Consider the following 18,084-nt stretch of genomic DNA (forward strand, 5'->3'; position numbering starts at 1 on the left):
CGTCGATGTGTGCGTAGTGTCTTTTTTCAGTTTCGTATTCTACTACTGATGTGTTGATTGTGATTCCACGTTCTCTTTCTTCTGGAGCTTTATCGATGTGTTCATAATCGATGTATTCACCTGTACCATATTTTTTGTTTAAGGCTTGGGTGATTGCTGCTGTTGTTGTTGTTTTACCGTGGTCTACGTGGCCGATTGTACCAATATTAATATGTGGTTTGCTTCTTTCAAATGTTTGTTTACTCATTAATTCCTCCTAATGTACTCTTATTCTTTATTTTACCATATTTATAATAAAAATTCTATTATTTTATAGATAATTATTTTATTAAGTTTTACTTGCATTTTTTTATATAGCTTGTATAATAGAATATGTGCCACTTTAGCTCAGTAGGTAGAGCGCTTCCATGGTAAGGAAGAGGTCCTCGGTTCAATTCCGGGAAGTGGCTCCATTTTTTTTGCAAAAAACAGACTTATTTTTTAATCCCCACATAAATGGAGATTTTAAAATAAGTCTGTTTTTTTATTTATACTAGACCCATGGCATAAATTACTGCTATAGCAACTATTACTACTAATAAGGAAATAACAAAACCGTGAATCATTGGATTAATGCCTGCCTTTTTCATATCCCTATACTTAGTATTTAATCCTATTGCAGCAAGAGCTGCCACCATCAAAAATTTTGATATGGTTTTTAGATTATTTGATAAATTTTGAGATATAAGCCCCATTGAGTTTAGGCCAACCATTATTAAAAATCCTAAAATAAAATAAGGAATTATTGAACTAACAGAAAATTTCTTTTCTATATAATCATGTCCTAGTTTTTTAACTTCCAACCTATGATGTATAAGTCTAAATATCAGTACAACTGGTATTATTGATAGGGTTCTGGTAAGTTTTACCATTGTAGCAAAATCTCCTGCAGCATCTGAATAAGCAAAACCCGCTGCTACTACAGAACTTGTATCATTAACGGCTGTTCCTGTCCAAAGCCCGTAGGCCATATCCGAAAGTCCTAGAGCCTTACCCATTATAGGAAAGACTACTATCATTAGCATATCAAATAAAAATGTTGCGCTCATTGCATAGGCAATATCCGTATCTTCAGCCTCTATAACAGGTGCTATGGCTGCTATTGCAGATCCTCCACAAATACCTGTGCCTGCTGATATGAGATTACTCATCTTCCAATTAAGACCTAAGGCTTTTCCTATAAAATATCCTGCTCCAAAACATGTTAATAAGGTAAATACCATTACATATATTGATAGCTTACCTACAGATAAAACCATATTTATGTTAAGGCTTGCTCCAAATAAAATGATTGCAAATTTTAAAAGCCTTTTTGATGTAAATCTTATACCATCTTTTAGGACTTTTTCGGTATCGATTATTGTATTTAAAAACATTCCTATAAATAATGCTATAACCGATCCACCAATTACGTGTATTGGCAATAAATTTTCTAAAAATTGCGAAACAAAAGCAATTAGTAAAGCCAAGCCTATGCCTGGTAAATATAATAATATTTTTTTCATTTTCCCTCCATTCTTACTAATAAAAAAAAGCGTTTGAAAAAACGCTAAATTTTCACTTACATTCTGGGCATACACCCCTATAGATTACTTCTGTGGTATCTATTATATAATCTTTTAGCATATCTGGTTTTTTCATGTCTGATATTTCCAAATCCTGAATTTTGCCGCAAGATTCACAAATAAAGTGTCCATGGTTAGGCCTTTTAAATTCATACCTCTTTGAAGACATATTAAAGTCGAGCTCTTTTACAAGTTTATTTTTTACGAAAAGATTTAAGCTATTGTAAACTGTAGCTTGACTAATTACAGGATCCTTAGTTACTAAGTCACTAAAAATCATCTCTGCTGTTGGGTGAATAGGATGGGTTATCAAATAATCCAAAATTAATAATCTCTGGTGAGATATCCTTATATTTTTGTCTTGAAGAATTTTTTTGAGTTTATTAAGTCGTTTATCAGGATCTTCATCTCTTAAACTCTCTACATACTTGTGCATATTTTCCCACACCTTTCTATTTTAGAATATACGTGAAAATGTCTATTTGTCAACCATTGGGAATGATTATCTAAATCAATCCTCTACGTTTAAAAAGGGTTATTTTTAAATTTTTTGAATAAAAGCCTATAAGTATATGAATAAGTATTCTTACTATTAAGTGATTATATAAAAATTTAAAAGCTCCCAGTTGAATACTAGGAGCCTTTACTAAATTTAAATTATTATTTAATTAAGCTAATTCTACTTCAGCGCCTGCTTCTTCTAGAGCTGCTTTAACTTCTTCAGCCTTATCTTTAGCTACGCCTTCAAGTACGTTTCCTGGAGCACCGTCTACAAGTGCTTTAGCTTCTTTTAGTCCAAGACCAGCTACATCTTTAACAACTTTGATTACGTTGATTTTTGATTGTCCAGCTGATTTAAGAACTACGTCAAATTCTGATTTTTCTGCTGCTGCTTCACCAGCTGCTCCGCCTGCTGCTGGAGCTGCTACTGCTACTGCTGCTTGTGCAGATACGTCAAATTCTTCTTCGATTGCTTTAACTAGTTCTGAAAGTTCAAGAACTGTAAGATTTTTGATTTCTTCTAATAGGTTTGTTACTTTTTCTGATGCCATTTTTATATTCTCCTTAAATTATATTGTTATTATGCTGCTTCGTTTTCTTTTTTGCTTGCCACTTCATTAAGGGCGATAGCAAGTTTAGATATAGTGTTATTAAGATCTCCAGCAAGAGTTCTAATAGGTGCTTGTAATACATTTGCAAGCATTGAGTGAAGTACTTCTGTTCCTGGTAATGTAGCTATTGCCATCATTTGTTCACTATTTTGGTAGTTTCCTTCAACTATACCTGATTTAAGTGTTAACTTGTCTGCGTTTTCGTCGTTTTCTTTTCTGTAGTCAACTGCTATCTTTGGTCCGTCAACTAATTCTGTGTTTGAGAAGATTAGTGCGTTTGATCCCTTTAGGTCTTCGATTAATTCTGTATATCCAAGTTCTTCAAAAGCAAATCTCATCATTGTATTCTTGTAAACTTTGTATTCAGTGTCTTTTTCTCTGAATTTGTTACGAAGATCTGTGATTTCCTTAACGTCCATGCGGTCAAAACCTACTAATGTTACTGATTTCGCATTTTCGATTTTTCCTTTGATTTCATCAACTACTAGCTGTTTAGCTGCTATAGCTTTTTCGCTCACTTTTTCACCTCCTAAGGCTAATGGTAGGTATATAAAAACCCCACTTATAAAGACACCTTAAAGATGCCCATACCGGTGGGGATGTGTGTAATTTTCCCACCTATACGCAATTATTAAACATTTATGTCTGCGTAGTCTTTGGTAGCCTGTTTATTTGACTTTTATATTATATCACCAATTTCTAAAAATGCAAATTATTTTTCAGCTAATTCTGCAGCTTTAGCTGGGTTTAGTTTAACACCAGGACCCATTGTTGATGATACGGTGATTGATCTGATATATTTACCCTTTGCTGCTGCTGGTCTAGCTTTTACTACTTCTGTAATTAAAGCTCTGATATTTTCAGTAAGTTTTTCAGCACCAAATGATACTTTTCCTGTTGGTACGTGGATAAGGTTAGCTTTGTCTGTTCTGTATTCTACCTTACCTGCTTTGATGTCAGCGATAGCTTGTGCTACATCATTTGTTACTGTACCTGTTTTTGGGTTTGGCATTAGGCCTTGAGGTCCTAGTACTCTACCTAGTCTACCTACTGTTGCCATCATATCTGGTGTAGCTATTACTACATCAAAATCTAACCAACCATCTTTTTGGATTTTTTCAGCATATTCTTCATTACCTGCAAAATCTGCTCCAGCTGATAGAGCTTCATCTATTCTATCATCTTTTACAAATGCAAGTACTCTTTGAACCTTACCTGTACCGTGTGGTAGGATTACAGTTCCTCTTACTTGTTGGTCAGCGTGACGGCTGTCAACACCGAGCTTGAAGTGTAATTCTACTGTTTCGTCAAAGTTTGCCTTTGCTGTTTTTTCTACTATTTCTATCGCTTCATTTAGTTCGTATTCTTTTGTAGAATCATAAGATGCCTTTGATTCTAAGTATTTTTTTCCTCTTTTAGCCATTTAATTCCTCCTGTGGTAAACGAGTTAATCTCTCCCACTAATCTTCTACAGTGACTCCCATACTTCTTGCTGTTCCTGCTATCATACTTACTGCAGCTTCTAAGCTTGCAGCGTTAAGATCTTCCATCTTTGTTTTAGCAATTTCTTCAAGTTGGCTTCTCTTGATTGATCCAACTTTCTTTTTGTTTGGTTCTCCAGAACCCTTAGCAAGATTTATTGCTTTCTTGATTAATACTGGTGCTGGTGGTGTTTTTGTTATAAATTTAAATGTTCTATCCGTATAAATAGTCATTTCTACCGGTATTATCATTCCTGCTTGGTCAGCTGTCTTAGCATTAAATGCTTGTACGAACTCCATGATGTTAATTCCGTGAGGTCCTAGTGCGGTACCTACTGGTGGTGCAGGAGAAGCTGCTCCTGCTGGTACTTGTAATTTTACTATCGCTTGTATATCTTTTTCTGCCATTTTTACCTCCTTGTGGTGATTCGGGTTCCCCCTCCCACTTATTTAGACAGTACTAAATTTCTTCTATATCGCTATATTCTAAATCTATTAATGTATCACGGCCAAACATATCTACGTACGCCTTGATAGTACCCTTTTGCTTGTCGATTTCATCGATTTTTGCTACGAAATCCTTAAATGGTCCGGCAATAATATTTACACTATCACCTACATTTACATTAATATTAAGAACTGGTTCTTTCTCTTTTACACCAAACTTTCTTACTTCAGCTGGTGTAAGAGCTACTGGATCACCATCTGGTCCAACAAAACCTGTTACCCCTTGGGTATTTCTTATTATATACCAAGACTTATTGGTTATGTTCATCTTGACCATTACATAGCCTGGAAATAGCTTTCTAGTTTTGACTTTTTTGTCGTTATTTTTTACTTCGACATATTCTTCAGTTGGTACAGTTACATCTATAATATCTGGATTTTGTTCATTATCTATCATCATCTGAATCTTATCAGAGACTCTATTTTCATATCCAGTATAGGTGTGAACTACATACCATTTAGCATTTTTCTCTGCTTCTGTAAGTTCTGTCTTGTTTTCTTCTTCCTTTATATTCTCGTCAAAATTTAAAGAATCAGTCATCATTCACCTACATTATAATTGAAAGTAGGAAATGGAAGACCTTATCAAGGACCCAAATAGATACTGCTGTTACAGCACTAATAGCTATTACTATTAAAGAATACTCAATTGTAGTCTTTAAAGTAGGCCATTGAATCTTTTTATATTCTTTAATGACTCCACTAAAGAAAGAATCTTTTTTCTTAGCCATTGTTACTCCTACTTTGTTTCTTTATGAACTGTGTGCTTTTTGCAGAATGGACAATATTTTTTAAGCTCAATTCTTTCACTATGAGTAGTTTTGTTTTTAGTTGTATCATAGTTTCTGTTTTTGCATTCTGTGCATTCTAATTTAACTTTAGTTCTCATAAAACACCTCCTATTTACTTATACGGATACTTCCATACAATGAATTATATTACCATCTAAGTCTACCTTTGTCAATATTTTTAGTCGATTTTTAGAAGATTTTTTAAAAAAGTTTCTCTCTTTTTGATAAGAACTTTTCTTAAATCATCTAAATCATGATTTGAAAAGCAATAATCCGAATAAGAAATGAGTATATCTTCTATATCATCAAGCTCATAAAGACCATCTTCATAAACCCTTCCTAGGTACTCATCCTCCCTGTCATAGTACATTACTGGTGGATAGCCCTTAAGATTTGATGTATCAAAGGCTATATAGGATTCTTTGGCATAAACCCTATCTTTTATTATTAACATCTTCTCTCTAATATCTATTTCTCGTCCAGACTTAAAATCTTTAATCAAGGCTTAATCCATTATCTTTGATAGCTTTTACAATTTCTTCTGCAGCTTCGTGGGCGCCTTCTTCTGTTTCTGCCTCAACCATTACCCTAACAAGTGGCTCTGTTCCAGATTTACGAACTAAAACTCTACCTGAGTCAGCAAGGTTAGATGTTATTTTTTCAATCACAGAAGCCACTCCTGCATTATCTAAAACTGTATCCTTATCCTTAACCCTTACATTTATTAAGACTTGTGGGTAGATTTTTAAATCTCTTAATAAAGTTTTAATATCAGATTTTGATTCTATAACAGCTTCCATAATTTTAAGAGATGTTAGGATTCCGTCACCTGTATTGGCAAATTTCTTTAATATTATATGTCCTGATTGCTCTCCACCTAGTTCTATGTCCTCTTCATACATTCTTTGGTGGACGAATTTATCACCTACATCAGTTTTTTCATAGCCAATTCCTAAATTATCAAAGGCTTTATATAGGCCAATATTTGACATTACAGTTGTAACTACCTTATTAGATTCTAGACCGCCTTCTTTTTTCATGTAGTTTGCAAGTATATAAAGTATAGCATCCCCATCGACTATATTTCCTTCAGAATCTACTGCTATACATCTATCAGCATCTCCATCATAAGCAAAGCCAATATCAAGTTTATTTTTAACTACAAAATCCCTTAAGACGTCTATATGAGTTGATCCAGCATTGTTATTTATATTAAAACCATTAGGTTCATCATTTATTACAAAGGTATCAGCTCCAAGCGCATCATATACTGGTTTTGCAATTGTAAAGGCTGCTCCATTTGCTGGATCAAGACCCACTCTCATTCCCTCAAAAGATTTAGTTACAGTTTGAATTAAATATGCTATATATCTATTCCTACCGCCTATATAATCAACAGTCCTTCCTATATCTTCACCCTTAGCAAGTTCAATAGATTTTATGTCTGCATCTATATATTCTTCAAGACTTTCTAGGAAGTCATCCTCCATTTTCTCACCATTTTTGTTTATAAGCTTTATACCATTGTCATGGTAAGGGTTATGACTTGCTGTAATCATAATTCCACAGTCAAAATCTTCTACTCTAGTTATATATGAAACTGAAGGAGTTGTAGTAACATGGAGAAGATAAGCATTTGATCCTGATGAAGTAATACCAGCTGATAGGGCATCTTCAAACATATATGAAGACCTTCTGGTATCCTTGCCTATAAGAATTTTACCATTACCATTTTTCTTTTTTGAAAAATAATCTCCTATAAATCTTCCGATTTTAAAGGCATGATAAACATTAAGCCCTTCATTAGCCTCTCCTCTAAAACCATCTGTACCAAAATATTTCATTTATATCTCCTTAAAATTTAACTTCTTTACTTTTTATATTATACCCTATTGATAAATTTACAAAAAATTGGGTAGAAAAATCAGGAAGGAGTAAAGTATGAATTTTGAAAAACTTAACAATGAAAAACTATATATAGACGGAAAATATGTTGATAGCGAGAGAAATGAATGGATAGAAGTTGAAAATCCAGCAACTAACGAAATCATTTCCAAAGTCCCAAAGGCAAGTAACAATGAAATTAATCTTGCAGTTGAGTCTGCTTATGAGGCTTTTAAAACTTTTTCTAAAACTAGTCTTGAGGAAAGAATTGCTTATATAGAGAAATTTAAAAATTGGATGATAGATCACCAAGATGAAATAATGGAAACTATTAAAGATGAGCTAGGTGTACCTATAAGAATTGCAAAACCAGGTCAATTTGATAAGCAAATGAGAAGAATAGATGTCTTTATCGATCAAGCTAGGAAAATCGAATACAAAATTGATATGGATGGTGGCTATGTAAGGATGGAGCCAATTGGAGTTGTAGCTAGCCTTACACCCTGGAATTATCCTCTAGGGCAAATCATAATGAAAGTTATACCAGCCCTACTTATGGGTTGTACAGTTGTCCAAAAGCCGGCTTCAGATACACCACTTACAGCTTATTTTGTAGCTAAGGCTTTTGATGAGATTGGCCTTCCTAAGGGCGTATTTAACCTAATAACCGGCTCAGGGGCAGAAGTAGGCGATGTTTTAAACTCACATCCAAAAGTAGCCATGGTCTCCTATACAGGAAGTCTAGCTGGTGGTTCTTCTTCAGCCAAACACGCCATGGAAACATCCAAAAAAGTAGTCCTAGAGCTTGGTGGCAAGTCTCCAGCTATCTTTATCAAGGGAGCAGACATTAAGATGGGTGTAAAGCAAGTCTTAAACAGAGTCTACCTAAATGTAGGTCAAACTTGCTCCTGCCTATCAAGAGCAATTATAACTGAAGATATATACGATGATGTAATAAAAGAATTCATAGCCCAATATGATAATTATCCAGTAGGAGATCCTGATGATGAAAAAACTGTCGTAGGAAGTCTAGCTGGTAAAAAACAATTTAACAGAGTAAAAGGCTTTATAGAAGAAGGAATCAAGGAAGGCGCTACCCTTCTTAAAGGAGAAGTCCCAAAAGAAAGCCAAGTTGGTTATTATGTAAAACCTGTTATCTTTACCGATGTTAAGCCAGGTATGGCCATCCATGATAAGGAAATTTTCGGACCAGTTGTTTCAGTAATCAAGGTAAAAGATAAAAAAGAAGCTATAGAAGTAGCAAATGCTGTAGACTTCGGACTATCTTCCGCTGTCTTTGGCAATGAAGAAGAAGCTCTTGAAATTGCCTATGAATTAAAAGCAGGTGATGTCTACCTAAATTCTAACGGTGGAAGCCCAGAATTACCTTTTGGTGGTCGCAAGCAATCAGGAATAGGCAGAGAGGGTGGAAAATTCGGACTCATGGAATACCTAGAACCTAAGTCAATCCATACTGCCTAATACCAAATTAAATTATAAAAAAGCTAGCCTTGTTGAATGTACTTGCCATTCCTTAAGTCTAGCTTTTTAATTTAATACTTTATAAAATATCTCTTAACTCTAATATTGAAGAGATTTTTATATCCGCTCCACAAGCCTCGACAGTCTTTCCATAGCCGTAAGTCGCAAAAATTGTTTTTTGCTTGTTATTAAGGCCTGCTTCCATATCTTCCCTGCGGTCTCCTATCATTATATAAGAATCGTTCAGTTCTTTTCTAAGAATCTTATATTTATCCAAATAATCGTAGTCTTCCCCTATAAAATATTTTGAAAAATACCTATCTAAACCAAATTTTTCCCTGGCAGCATCCATATAGACCCTCCTACATTTTGATAAAATATATAGGTCATATTTTTCTTTTAAATAGGAAAGAGTCTCATGAGCCCCTTCAAAAAGCTGTCCTTCTTCTGTCATATATTTAATAATCCTATCACCATTTTTCCTTATATAGGGCGTTTTGTCAGAATCATCTTTTAAAATTATATCCCAAACTTCCTTTGGCCCCATCCCAATAAAGGATTTGATGTCAAAATCATCTATTGATAATTTTAAATCGCTGAGGCTTTCTTCGATAGCTTTTTTGTAGGCTATTTCTGTCTTATGAATTGTCCCGTCAAAGTCAAATACTAAGATCATATAAGGTCAACAAGATTTGCCATTTCTATAGCAGAAATAGCAGCTTCAGCCCCTTTATTGCCTGACTTAACTCCTGCCCTTTGGACTGCTTGGTCTACATTATCTGTTGTTACAACTCCAAATATCACTGGTTTTTCACTATCAAGGCCAACAGCTGCCACTCCCTTAGATACTTCTGCACAAACATAATCAAAGTGTGGTGTATCTCCTCTAATAACAGCTCCCAAGCAAATTACAGCATCTATATCATCTTTTTTTGCAAGTTTCTTAGCAGCAAGAGGTATTTCAAAGGCACCAGGCACCCTTACTATAAATATTTCATCATCTTTCACCTCATGTCTTTTCAAGGCATCAAGGCAACCTTCAAGCAACCTATCTGTTATAAAATTATTAAATCTTGCAACTACTATAGCATATTTTTTATTATTTGAAACTAAATTAGCACTATATTCACGCATTTTTTATCTCCTTAAATTCTTTTAATTCATGTCCCATTCTTATAGCTTTTATTTTTAGGTAATTTCTATCAATATTGTTTGACCTTATTTCTAAAGGTTCTCGTTTTTCTACCCTAATCCCATATTTTTCTATTTGATTTATCTTATCAGGATTATTTGTCATAAGGCTAATTGACTCTACTCCTAGCTTTCTAAGCATTTCTGCTGCTATTTTGTAGTCCCTCATATCCTCTGGAAATCCGAGCTTTATGTTGGCATCGACAGTGTCATAGCCTTGTTCCTGGAGTTCGTAGGCCTTAAGCTTATTAAATAAGCCTATGCCCCTGCCTTCTTGACGGAGGTAGAGAAGGACGCCCTGGCCGTTCTCTTCGATTTTCTTGAGAGCCTTGTGGAGTTGGCTACCGCAATCACACCTTTTTGACCCTAGCACATCACCTGTCAAACATTCTGAGTGGATCCTGGTTAAGACATTTTTAGCCTTGATATCACCCTTAGTTATGGCTATGTGCTCTTTGCCTGTTTTTTCATCGAGGAAACCATAGGCAACAAAGTTTCCATAATCACTTGGTAGTTTCACTGGATTTGTTTTTTTAAGTCCTAGCTCCTCAAGAGATCTCCTATATTCTTGGATTTTTTCTACAGTTGTCATCTTCATACCAAGTTCTTTAGCTAATTTCTTAAGGTCATCCCCCCTCATCATATGGCCATCTTCTGCCATAATTTCACAGCAAAGGCCTACTTCTTTAAGGCCTGCTAGCCTCATAAGGTCAACTGTTGCCTCTGTGTGGCCATCCCTTACCAAGACTCCTCCTTCCTTGGCTATTAAAGGAAAGACGTGGCCTGGTCTTCTAAAGTCCTCTGCTTTTGACTTTGGATTTACAAGCTCTCTGATTGTTTTAGCCCTCTCAAAGGCTGATATTCCAGTAGTTGTATCGACATGGTCGATAGAAACTGTAAAGGCTGTCTCATGATTATCTGTATTATTTTCAACCATTGGATGGAGGTTTAAGCTTTCTGCTACTGCCTTTGATATTGGTGTGCAAATCAGGCCCTTTCCGTAGCTTGCCATGATATTTACCATCTGTCCTGTCACATTTTCGCCAGGGCAGATGAAGTCTCCCTCATTTTCTCTTGATTCATCATCAGTTACTATTACGATTTCATTTCTCTTTAATGCTTCTATTACTTCTTTTACACTGTCCATATCAATTTAGCCCCAAAAGTGAGCTTAAGTCCTCCTTATTTTCATTTTTGTATAATTTTTCTACAAATCTTCCGATTATATCTGTTTCTATATTTACCAAATCGCCTATTTTTTTATATTTAAAATTCGTATTTGCAATAGTTTCAGGAATGAGTGAAACTTCAAAAGTATCTGCTGATTCTTTTGATACAGTTAAGGATATGCCATCTATGGCTACCGACCCCTTGTTAACTATATACTTACAAATTTCTCTTTTTGTTTTAAACCTATAGACATTTTTATTAATTGAAATAAGTTTTCCAACTCCATCTATGTGACCTTGGACAATGTGACCATCAAGCCTATCAGCAAAGCGAAGGGCCCTTTCTAGGTTGACATATTTTCCAAGCATTGAAGGAGTAAATTTTGTCTTATCTAGGCTTTCCTGCATTAGATCTGCCTTGTAATAATCAGGACCAAATTCCTTAACAGTTAAGCAAACTCCATCAGTCATAATAGAGTCTCCAAGTTTTAAATCTTCTAAGACTTCCTTGCAAGTGATCTTAATCTCTACATTGTCAGACCTATTGGAAAACTGGCTTACCTTTCCTAATTCAACTGAAATTCCTGTAAACATTTCTCACCTCTAGCATAATGTCTTCATCAAATCTTTCTATATGGTCAATTCTAAATTTCTTAGCATCTTTTATAGTCTTGGCTCCTTCGCCCATAAAGGCTGATCTAGAATTTTCTCCAGCAACCACGATTGGGGCTATAAATTCATATACTTTATCAACTAAGTCTTCTTCCAAAAAGGAAGAATTAAGTATAGATCCTCCTTCAACTAAGATTGATGAAACATTCATTTCATATAATTTTGCAACCAAGTCCTTTAAATCAACCTGACCGTCCTTTTCCTTGCAGTAAATAAGATCAGCATTTAGGTTAGTTTCCTTATCTCCTATGGTTCCTATATAAGTTTTCTTATCTGATTCTAGGTTAAAAATATCAAGGTCAGGATCGAAAGCTAAGTCAGAAGCAACTATTACCCTAATAGGATCCACCCCATCTTTAAGCCTACAATTAAGCCTTGCCTTATCCTTTAGGAGGGTATTTTTACCTATAATAATAGCATCATAGTCATTCCTAAGTTTATGGACATAGGTCCTTGATTTCTCGCCGCTTATCCGTTTAGAATCATAAGTTTCTGTAGCTATTTTCCCGTCAAGGCTCATGGCATATTTTAGACTTACAAGAGGTCTTTTATATTTCATATTAAAGAAGAACTTCTCATTTAGCTTCTTACCTTCATCTTCTAAAACTCCTGTAACAATCTCAATACCTGCTTCTTTGAGCTTTTTAATCCCATCGACTTTTGGATTAGTATCAAGGTTTGCTATAACAACCTTAGCTATGCCCCTTCTTATGACTTCATCAACACAAGGTGGATGTTTGCCAAAATGTGAGCATGGCTCTAAGTTTACAAAAAGTGTAGCACCCTTCGGATCCTCCTTTAGATTCTTAAAGCAATCAATTTCAGCATGCTCATCATAAAAAGACTTGTGATAGCCCCTGCCTATAACTTCTCCATCCTTATATACAAGTGCTCCAACCATGGGATTGGTAAGAACCCTTCCCGCTCCCTTTTTAGCTAGTTTGAAGCACTCTTTCATCAAATCTTCGTAATTCAAATTTCCTCCTTTTGGGGAATGAAAAAAGTCCCCTTTCAGGGACTAAAATTAAAAGAAAAATTTTTCACAAATATAGGAAAAAAATATAAACTTCTCTCATCCAGACTCTAACTGTCGGTATCGGAATTTCACCGATTCGGCTTTCGCTCGCAGACTATAACTGCCGGTGGGGAATTACGCCCCGCCCTGAAGATTATTTCTAATTACATCTATATTATAATATAAGGTTTTCCTAATGTCAAATATTATTTTAAATTTATATTTTATCATAATCTGATATAATAGACTTATGAGAAAACTAGATTATATACCACGAACAAAAATAAAAATGATTCATGTAGATGGGTCCTATTCCTTTGGGATTGATTCAATCCTCTTAGGGGATTTTGCAAAGATGAAAAAAGGAACGAGCCTTTTAGATATAGGATCAGGAAATGGCATCCTCGCCATGATGGCAAATGACCTTTACAAGCTTGATAAGGTCTACGCTGTAGAAATTCAAAAGCAAAAGGTAGAAATTTTAAAGGAAAACTTAGACCTAAATAGCATAGACAATATCGAAATTATCGCTAATGACCTAAATAAAATAGATTTTAAGGAAAACTCTCTAGATTATATCATTACAAACCCACCCTATTATAAGAAAGGCCACAATATAGGCAATAAGGAGGGGGAATTTCTTATCTCAAGACAAGAAATCTATCTTAATCTGGATGATATATTTACATTTTCCAACAAGACCTTAAAGGATAAGGGCAAACTTTTTATGGTCCACAAGCCGGAAAGAATGGTAGAAATCTTTCAAAAATCAGGCAATCTTAAGGCAAAAAGAATCCGTTTTGTATCATCTACCTTTGATACTAAGCCCCAATTTATCCTCATAGAATTTGTAAAAAATGCTAAAGATGGCCTTAAAATCGAAGACCCAATTATAATTTATAAGGACGGATCATATACCGACCAAGTTAGAAAAATAAACGGAACCTACAAGGAGGAATAATGGATTATCAAATATACTTTGTGCCAACACCAATCGGCAACCTCGAAGATATGACCCTAAGGGCAATAAAAACTCTAAAAGAAGTGGACCTAATAGCCTGCGAAGATACCAGGGAGTCTAAAAAACTCTTAAATTTCTACGAAATAGATAAGCCCTTAACTTCTTACCACAAATTTAACGAACAAACCAAGGGCGAAGAATTAATAAAAAAAGCAAGTGAGGGTATGACAATAGGAGTAATAAGCGACCAGGGCATGCCTGGCATGTCAGATCCAGGTGAAATCTTAATTAAAAAGTGCAAAGAAAACAATATTTCTTATACAATCCTACCTGGCCCAAGCTCAATCCTAACAGCCCTCATAGGGTCTGGTCAAGATATGTCAGCCTTTTCCTTTTATGGTTTTATAGGCAAGAAAACAAAGGAGAAGAAAGAATTTTACGAAAAATTAAAAAATGAAGATAAGACATCAATAATATTTGATTCTGTCCACAACCTTCCAAAAACCATCGAAGACTTCAAGGAAATCTTCCCTGAAAGAAAGCTTACAATAGCAAGAGAACTTACCAAAAAATTTGAAGAATATAAGACCTATACTATTAAAGATATAGACCCAGAAGAGATAACCTTTAAGGGTGAATTCGTTCTTATTTTGGAAGGCAAAAAGGAAGAAGAATTTGAGGATATTTCAAACTTTGATGAAGAAATAAGACAAATGATTGAAGAGGGTAAGTCTACCAAAGAAATCGTAAAGATAATTAGAAAAGAATCTTCTTTTTCAAAAAATGAAATATATGAATATGTGATTAATTTTAAATAGGAAATCTTATGAAAATAACAAAAAAGAATTTAAGTATAGGCTTGGTAATGCTTGTAATAGAAATAATCTTATATTTTTTGCTCTAAATCATCCAGAAGCGTCCTTTCCATGGTCTAATAATATAACATATATCATTTACATGGCTTATCTTGTTCTTGTTATATATTTTGTAAGTAAAAAAGATTAAATAAAAAAAAACAAAGTCCTAGACACTTAATATAGTCTAGGTCTTTCTTTTTCCATAAAAAAACCATCCAGGTTATGGATGGTTAAATTATTATCTGTTTTTTCTATTTTTTCTTTTAGCAGCGTCATTTTTCTTTTTTCTTATAACGCTTGGTTTTTCGTAGTGTTCTCTTCTTCTATATTCAGAAAGTACACCGGATCTTGCGCATTGTCTTTTGAATCTTTTAATCGCACTGTCAATTGATTCGTTTTCTCCAACTCTGATTTCTGTCATCTCTATCCCCCCTCTCGTATCCGCACTTAAGATTTCAAATCAGCCTGGTGGCCATTGTAGGCTTCTTCCGCCTAGGACATGAAAATGCATGTGAGCTACACTTTGTCCTCCATCTTCACCGATGTTATGGACTACTCTGTAGCCATTTTCAGCTATGCCTTTTTCACGAGCTATCATTTTGATAGTTAAAAATATTTTTCCTATCAAGGAAGAGTCTGACTCGCTAAGCTCATCTAAAGATTTAATGTGCTTTTTTGGTATAACAAGAAAATGGATAGGTGCTTGTGGATCTACGTCATCAAATGCAATTACATCTTCATCTTCATAGATTATCTTTGATGGAATCTCTCCATCTATAATCTTACAAAATACACAATCCATACTTCACCCCCATTAGTATATATAATACCATAATTGAATTTAAGAGTAAAGTTTTTTATTTAATAATTTGACCAATAAGTTCATTATTTTCTATGCCGGTGATCTTTACATCAAAAATTTCATTATCTTTTATAGATGGGTCTTTGACATTTACCCTTAAGTAATTGGTTGAATATCCTGATTTGAAGCCTTTTATATCTGACTTGGACTCAAATAGGACTGAAAGAGTCTTTCCAATTTGTTTGTCTAAAAATTCTTTTCTATTTGTATCTTCAATTTTTTCTAAATCTTTTAGCCTATCTTTTTTGATATTTCCATTTACCTGGCCGCCCATTTTGGCTGCCTTTGTCCCATCTCTTTGAGAATATTTAAATAGGTGGGTTTTGGCAAATTTAATTCTATCTACAAATGCCATAGTGTCCTTATGATTTTGTTCTGTTTCTGTTGGAAATCCTACTATGATATCTGTTGTAAGACCTGCATTTGGGAAAACTTCTCTGATTAGGTCTACCTTCTCTTTAAAAGTTTTTGTGTCATATTTTCTATTCATAGCCTTTAGGATATCATCTGATCCAGATTGTAGGGATAGGTGGAAGTGATCACAAGCCTTTCCCGTAGCCTTCATCCTTTCTAGGAAATCTTTTGTTATGTGTCTTGGCTCCATGGATGAAAGTCTGATTCTTTTAATCCCATCAACCTTGGCTACATTTTCTATTACATCTATTAGGGATGTCCCGTCTTTAAAATCTTTGCCGTAGCTTGCCACATGAATTCCTGTTAGGACTATTTCCTTAAAGCCATTTGATCCAAGGCGTTCGGCTTCTTTTATTATTGAATCCATAGGACGGCTTACCACATTACCCCTTGCATAAGGAATCAAGCAGTAAGAGCAATACATATTACAACCATCCTGAATTTTCATATAGGCCCTGGTCATACCTATTTGGTTAGAAATTGCCAAATCTTCATAAGATTTTTCTTCAGAGACTGATATTAACTTATCTGTCGCCTCTTTATTTTGTAAGAAATCTTCACAAAGATCCACTACTTCTTCCTTATTTCTAGATCCTAGAATTATATCCACACCTTCTATTTTGGCTACTTCTTCAGGTTTTACTTGGGAATAACAACCCATTACAGCTATTATAGCATCAGGATTGTCGCTCCTTGCTCTTGATATCATTTGACGACTTTTCCTGTCAGACATGTTTGTAACTGTACAGGTATTTATGACATAGATATCTGCATTTTCTTCTTTTCTTTCAAATCCTCTTGCTTCAAAGATTTCTTCGATAGCTTCAGATTCATACTGGTTTACCTTACATCCTAAGGTTATTATATTAAATGTTTTTGTCATTCAAAAAAATCCTTAACTTTATCAAAAAATGATTTTTCTTCTTTTACCTTATTTCCACTTGCATCAGCAAAGGCTTTTAAGGCTTCTTTTTGAGCTTTATTTAGCTTCTTAGGTGTTACAATCTTGACATAGAAGTAGAGATTGCCTTGTCTGCCTGTACGTAAATCTTTGATTCCTTCGTTTCTTAGGGTAAATCTTTGACCTGTTTGAGTTCCTTCTGGTATTTCAAACTCGACACTCTTCTTTAAGGTTGCCACATCTATCTTGCCACCTAGAGCTGCAGTCGGAAAGCTTATTGGCATTTCGTAATAGATATCTAGACCATCTCTTTTAAATATTTCATGGTCACTTACCCTTACTATTACATATAAGTCACCGTAAGGACCGCCATTTTCGCCCATATGACCCTTGCCACTTAGCCTTATTACATTTTGATCTTCTATGCCTGATGGTATATCGATTTTAATTTTTTCTGATTTAAATTCCTTACCAGAGCCCTTGCAATTTTTGCATGGTTTATCAATTATTTCACCAGTCCCATGGCACTTATCACAAGTTACTGTTCTTGACATGGTTCCAAAGGCTGTTCTTGAAACTTGATTTACCACTCCTTGGCCATGGCAATCTGGACAAGTGTGCTTTTCAGAGCCCTCTTCCGCCTTAGAACCGTGGCATACATGGCATTCTACTTCTCTTCTTACTTGAATTTCCTTGCTAACACCAAAGGCAGCTTCTTGGAAGGATAGGTTTATTACTTGCTGGATATCAGCACCCTTTACAGGTCTTTTGGCCCTGCTTGCCCCATAGCCTTGGCTAAATATATCTCCAAATAAATCGCCAAATATATCACCGAAGCCACCAAAACCTGATGAAAATCCACCAGCTCCAGCCCCACCATTTTCAAAGGCAGCTGCCCCATACATATCGTATTGTTGTTTCTTTTCAGGATCTGATAGGATTTCATAAGAAAGGGTTGCTTCCTTAAATTTGCTTTCAGCATCTTCATCTCCAGGATTTAGGTCTGGATGATATTTTTTGGCTAGTTTTCTATATTCTCTTTTTATATCAGCAGTGCTGGTGTCTTTGCTTACTCCAAGCACTTCATACGGATCTCTCATTTTACCTCCAAATCATAAAAAAAGCTATTTCTCTAGGAAATAGCCCCTTTTATCAATTGTTTTTATTATACTAGCTATAAT

General features: G+C 34.8%; 24 protein-coding genes, 1 tRNA gene and 1 riboswitch. Of the genes, 4 read left to right on the forward strand and 21 right to left on the reverse strand.

The annotated features are described in order from the left end of the window. Window positions 1–247 (reverse strand): GTP-binding protein (locus ACCQ42_RS01080; protein ID WP_410035097.1); only part of this gene is annotated, 247 nt, incomplete at its 3' end. A 129-nt stretch (window positions 248–376) separates the two neighbouring features. On the opposite strand from ACCQ42_RS01080, the gene ACCQ42_RS01085 reads away from it, so the two are divergent. Beyond that, window positions 377–452: transfer RNA gene (locus ACCQ42_RS01085), tRNA-Thr, on the forward strand. A gap of 75 nt (window positions 453–527) precedes the next feature. On the opposite strand, the gene ACCQ42_RS01090 is transcribed toward ACCQ42_RS01085, so the two are convergent. From ACCQ42_RS01090 to glmM, 11 genes are all read right to left on the reverse strand, one after another. Then, window positions 528–1,544 carry a YeiH family protein gene (locus ACCQ42_RS01090; RefSeq protein ID WP_106460584.1) on the reverse strand — a complete coding sequence of 339 codons (1,017 nt, stop codon included), beginning with the start codon at window positions 1,542–1,544 and terminating at the stop codon, window positions 528–530. Between the two features lie 52 nt (window positions 1,545–1,596). Further along, window positions 1,597–2,040, reverse strand: coding sequence for a Fur family transcriptional regulator (locus tag ACCQ42_RS01095; RefSeq protein WP_106460585.1), 444 nt, complete (start codon window positions 2,038–2,040; stop codon window positions 1,597–1,599). A 232-nt stretch (window positions 2,041–2,272) separates the two neighbouring features. Further along, on the reverse strand, window positions 2,273–2,656 hold the full coding sequence (gene rplL / locus ACCQ42_RS01100; protein ID WP_106460586.1) for a 50S ribosomal protein L7/L12: 384 nt from the start codon (window positions 2,654–2,656) through the stop codon (window positions 2,273–2,275). A gap of 29 nt (window positions 2,657–2,685) precedes the next feature. After that, on the reverse strand, window positions 2,686–3,234 hold the full coding sequence (rplJ, locus tag ACCQ42_RS01105; protein ID WP_106460587.1) for a 50S ribosomal protein L10: 549 nt from the start codon (window positions 3,232–3,234) through the stop codon (window positions 2,686–2,688). A 194-nt stretch (window positions 3,235–3,428) separates the two neighbouring features. Beyond that, window positions 3,429–4,139 carry a 50S ribosomal protein L1 gene (gene rplA, locus ACCQ42_RS01110; protein ID WP_106460588.1) on the reverse strand — a complete coding sequence of 237 codons (711 nt, stop codon included), beginning with the start codon at window positions 4,137–4,139 and terminating at the stop codon, window positions 3,429–3,431. A 37-nt stretch (window positions 4,140–4,176) separates the two neighbouring features. Continuing rightward, window positions 4,177–4,605 carry a 50S ribosomal protein L11 gene (rplK, locus tag ACCQ42_RS01115; protein ID WP_106460589.1) on the reverse strand — a complete coding sequence of 143 codons (429 nt, stop codon included), beginning with the start codon at window positions 4,603–4,605 and terminating at the stop codon, window positions 4,177–4,179. A 52-nt stretch (window positions 4,606–4,657) separates the two neighbouring features. Beyond that, window positions 4,658–5,245, reverse strand: coding sequence for a transcription termination/antitermination protein NusG (nusG, locus tag ACCQ42_RS01120; protein WP_106460590.1), 588 nt, complete (start codon window positions 5,243–5,245; stop codon window positions 4,658–4,660). 7 nt (window positions 5,246–5,252) lie between these two features. After that, on the reverse strand, window positions 5,253–5,435 hold the full coding sequence (gene secE / locus ACCQ42_RS01125; RefSeq protein ID WP_106460591.1) for a preprotein translocase subunit SecE: 183 nt from the start codon (window positions 5,433–5,435) through the stop codon (window positions 5,253–5,255). An 8-nt stretch (window positions 5,436–5,443) separates the two neighbouring features. Continuing rightward, a complete protein-coding gene (gene rpmG, locus ACCQ42_RS01130) occupies window positions 5,444–5,593 on the reverse strand; it encodes a 50S ribosomal protein L33 (RefSeq protein WP_106460592.1) in 150 nt (49 codons plus the stop codon). Between the two features lie 80 nt (window positions 5,594–5,673). Beyond that, window positions 5,674–5,949, reverse strand: coding sequence for an aspartate 1-decarboxylase (aspartate alpha-decarboxylase) (locus ACCQ42_RS01135; protein WP_410035098.1), 276 nt, complete (start codon window positions 5,947–5,949; stop codon window positions 5,674–5,676). Between the two features lie 40 nt (window positions 5,950–5,989). After that, complete coding sequence (gene glmM, locus ACCQ42_RS01140) at window positions 5,990–7,339, reverse strand: phosphoglucosamine mutase (RefSeq protein WP_410035099.1); 1,350 nt, start codon at window positions 7,337–7,339, stop codon at window positions 5,990–5,992. A gap of 97 nt (window positions 7,340–7,436) precedes the next feature. Between glmM and ACCQ42_RS01145 the strand changes: the two genes are divergently transcribed. Beyond that, window positions 7,437–8,861, forward strand: coding sequence for an aldehyde dehydrogenase family protein (locus ACCQ42_RS01145; RefSeq protein WP_410035100.1), 1,425 nt, complete (start codon window positions 7,437–7,439; stop codon window positions 8,859–8,861). 79 nt (window positions 8,862–8,940) lie between these two features. Here ACCQ42_RS01145 and ACCQ42_RS01150 read toward each other — a convergent pair whose 3' ends face one another. Genes ACCQ42_RS01150 through ribD form a run of 5 tightly spaced genes read right to left on the reverse strand, consistent with a single transcriptional unit; the run spans window position 8,941 to window position 12,869 of the window. After that, on the reverse strand, window positions 8,941–9,537 hold the full coding sequence (locus ACCQ42_RS01150; protein WP_410035102.1) for an HAD family hydrolase: 597 nt from the start codon (window positions 9,535–9,537) through the stop codon (window positions 8,941–8,943). After that, window positions 9,534–9,995, reverse strand: coding sequence for a 6,7-dimethyl-8-ribityllumazine synthase (gene ribH / locus ACCQ42_RS01155; protein ID WP_410035103.1), 462 nt, complete (start codon window positions 9,993–9,995; stop codon window positions 9,534–9,536). Before ribH ends, ACCQ42_RS01150 begins: the two co-directional genes overlap by 4 nt. Continuing rightward, window positions 9,988–11,199: a GTP cyclohydrolase II gene (gene ribA / locus ACCQ42_RS01160; RefSeq protein WP_410035105.1), complete on the reverse strand. Its 1,212-nt coding sequence runs from the start codon at window positions 11,197–11,199 to the stop codon at window positions 9,988–9,990. The genes ribH and ribA overlap by 8 nt, the downstream gene beginning before the upstream one ends. A gap of 1 nt (window position 11,200) precedes the next feature. Further along, window positions 11,201–11,815: a riboflavin synthase gene (locus ACCQ42_RS01165; protein ID WP_410035106.1), complete on the reverse strand. Its 615-nt coding sequence runs from the start codon at window positions 11,813–11,815 to the stop codon at window positions 11,201–11,203. Beyond that, the gene (gene ribD / locus ACCQ42_RS01170) at window positions 11,793–12,869 is read right to left on the reverse strand and encodes a bifunctional diaminohydroxyphosphoribosylaminopyrimidine deaminase/5-amino-6-(5-phosphoribosylamino)uracil reductase RibD (RefSeq protein ID WP_410035107.1); all 1,077 of its coding nucleotides are present in this window, start codon (window positions 12,867–12,869) and stop codon (window positions 11,793–11,795) included. The genes ACCQ42_RS01165 and ribD overlap by 23 nt, the downstream gene beginning before the upstream one ends. Before the next feature lie 84 nt (window positions 12,870–12,953). Beyond that, window positions 12,954–13,067: riboswitch (FMN riboswitch) on the reverse strand. A gap of 91 nt (window positions 13,068–13,158) precedes the next feature. On the opposite strand from ribD, the gene ACCQ42_RS01175 reads away from it, so the two are divergent. Together ACCQ42_RS01175 and rsmI are read left to right on the forward strand one after the other, a co-directional pair. Beyond that, complete coding sequence (locus tag ACCQ42_RS01175; protein WP_410035108.1) at window positions 13,159–13,869, forward strand: tRNA1(Val) (adenine(37)-N6)-methyltransferase; 711 nt, start codon at window positions 13,159–13,161, stop codon at window positions 13,867–13,869. Further along, complete coding sequence (gene rsmI, locus ACCQ42_RS01180; protein ID WP_410035109.1) at window positions 13,869–14,687, forward strand: 16S rRNA (cytidine(1402)-2'-O)-methyltransferase; 819 nt, start codon at window positions 13,869–13,871, stop codon at window positions 14,685–14,687. The genes ACCQ42_RS01175 and rsmI overlap by 1 nt, the downstream gene beginning before the upstream one ends. A gap of 277 nt (window positions 14,688–14,964) precedes the next feature. On the opposite strand, the gene rpsU is transcribed toward rsmI, so the two are convergent. The 4 genes from rpsU to dnaJ are packed head-to-tail and all read right to left on the reverse strand — an operon-like array spanning window position 14,965 to window position 18,003. Beyond that, the gene (gene rpsU, locus ACCQ42_RS01185) at window positions 14,965–15,147 is read right to left on the reverse strand and encodes a 30S ribosomal protein S21 (RefSeq protein ID WP_015778089.1); all 183 of its coding nucleotides are present in this window, start codon (window positions 15,145–15,147) and stop codon (window positions 14,965–14,967) included. A gap of 39 nt (window positions 15,148–15,186) precedes the next feature. Beyond that, window positions 15,187–15,528, reverse strand: coding sequence for a histidine triad nucleotide-binding protein (locus ACCQ42_RS01190; protein ID WP_106460603.1), 342 nt, complete (start codon window positions 15,526–15,528; stop codon window positions 15,187–15,189). Window positions 15,529–15,583: 55 nt separating this feature from the next. Continuing rightward, window positions 15,584–16,885 (reverse strand): tRNA (N(6)-L-threonylcarbamoyladenosine(37)-C(2))-methylthiotransferase MtaB, encoded by a 1,302-nt coding sequence (gene mtaB / locus ACCQ42_RS01195; RefSeq protein ID WP_410035110.1) that lies wholly within the window; start codon window positions 16,883–16,885, stop codon window positions 15,584–15,586. Then, window positions 16,882–18,003, reverse strand: a complete 1,122-nt coding sequence (gene dnaJ / locus ACCQ42_RS01200; protein ID WP_410035111.1) for a molecular chaperone DnaJ — start codon at window positions 18,001–18,003, stop codon at window positions 16,882–16,884. Before dnaJ ends, mtaB begins: the two co-directional genes overlap by 4 nt. Window positions 18,004–18,084 lie beyond the last annotated feature (81 nt).

The organism is Anaerococcus kampingae (assembly GCF_046365475.1).
Taxonomy (GTDB): domain Bacteria; phylum Bacillota; class Clostridia; order Tissierellales; family Peptoniphilaceae; genus Anaerococcus; species Anaerococcus kampingae.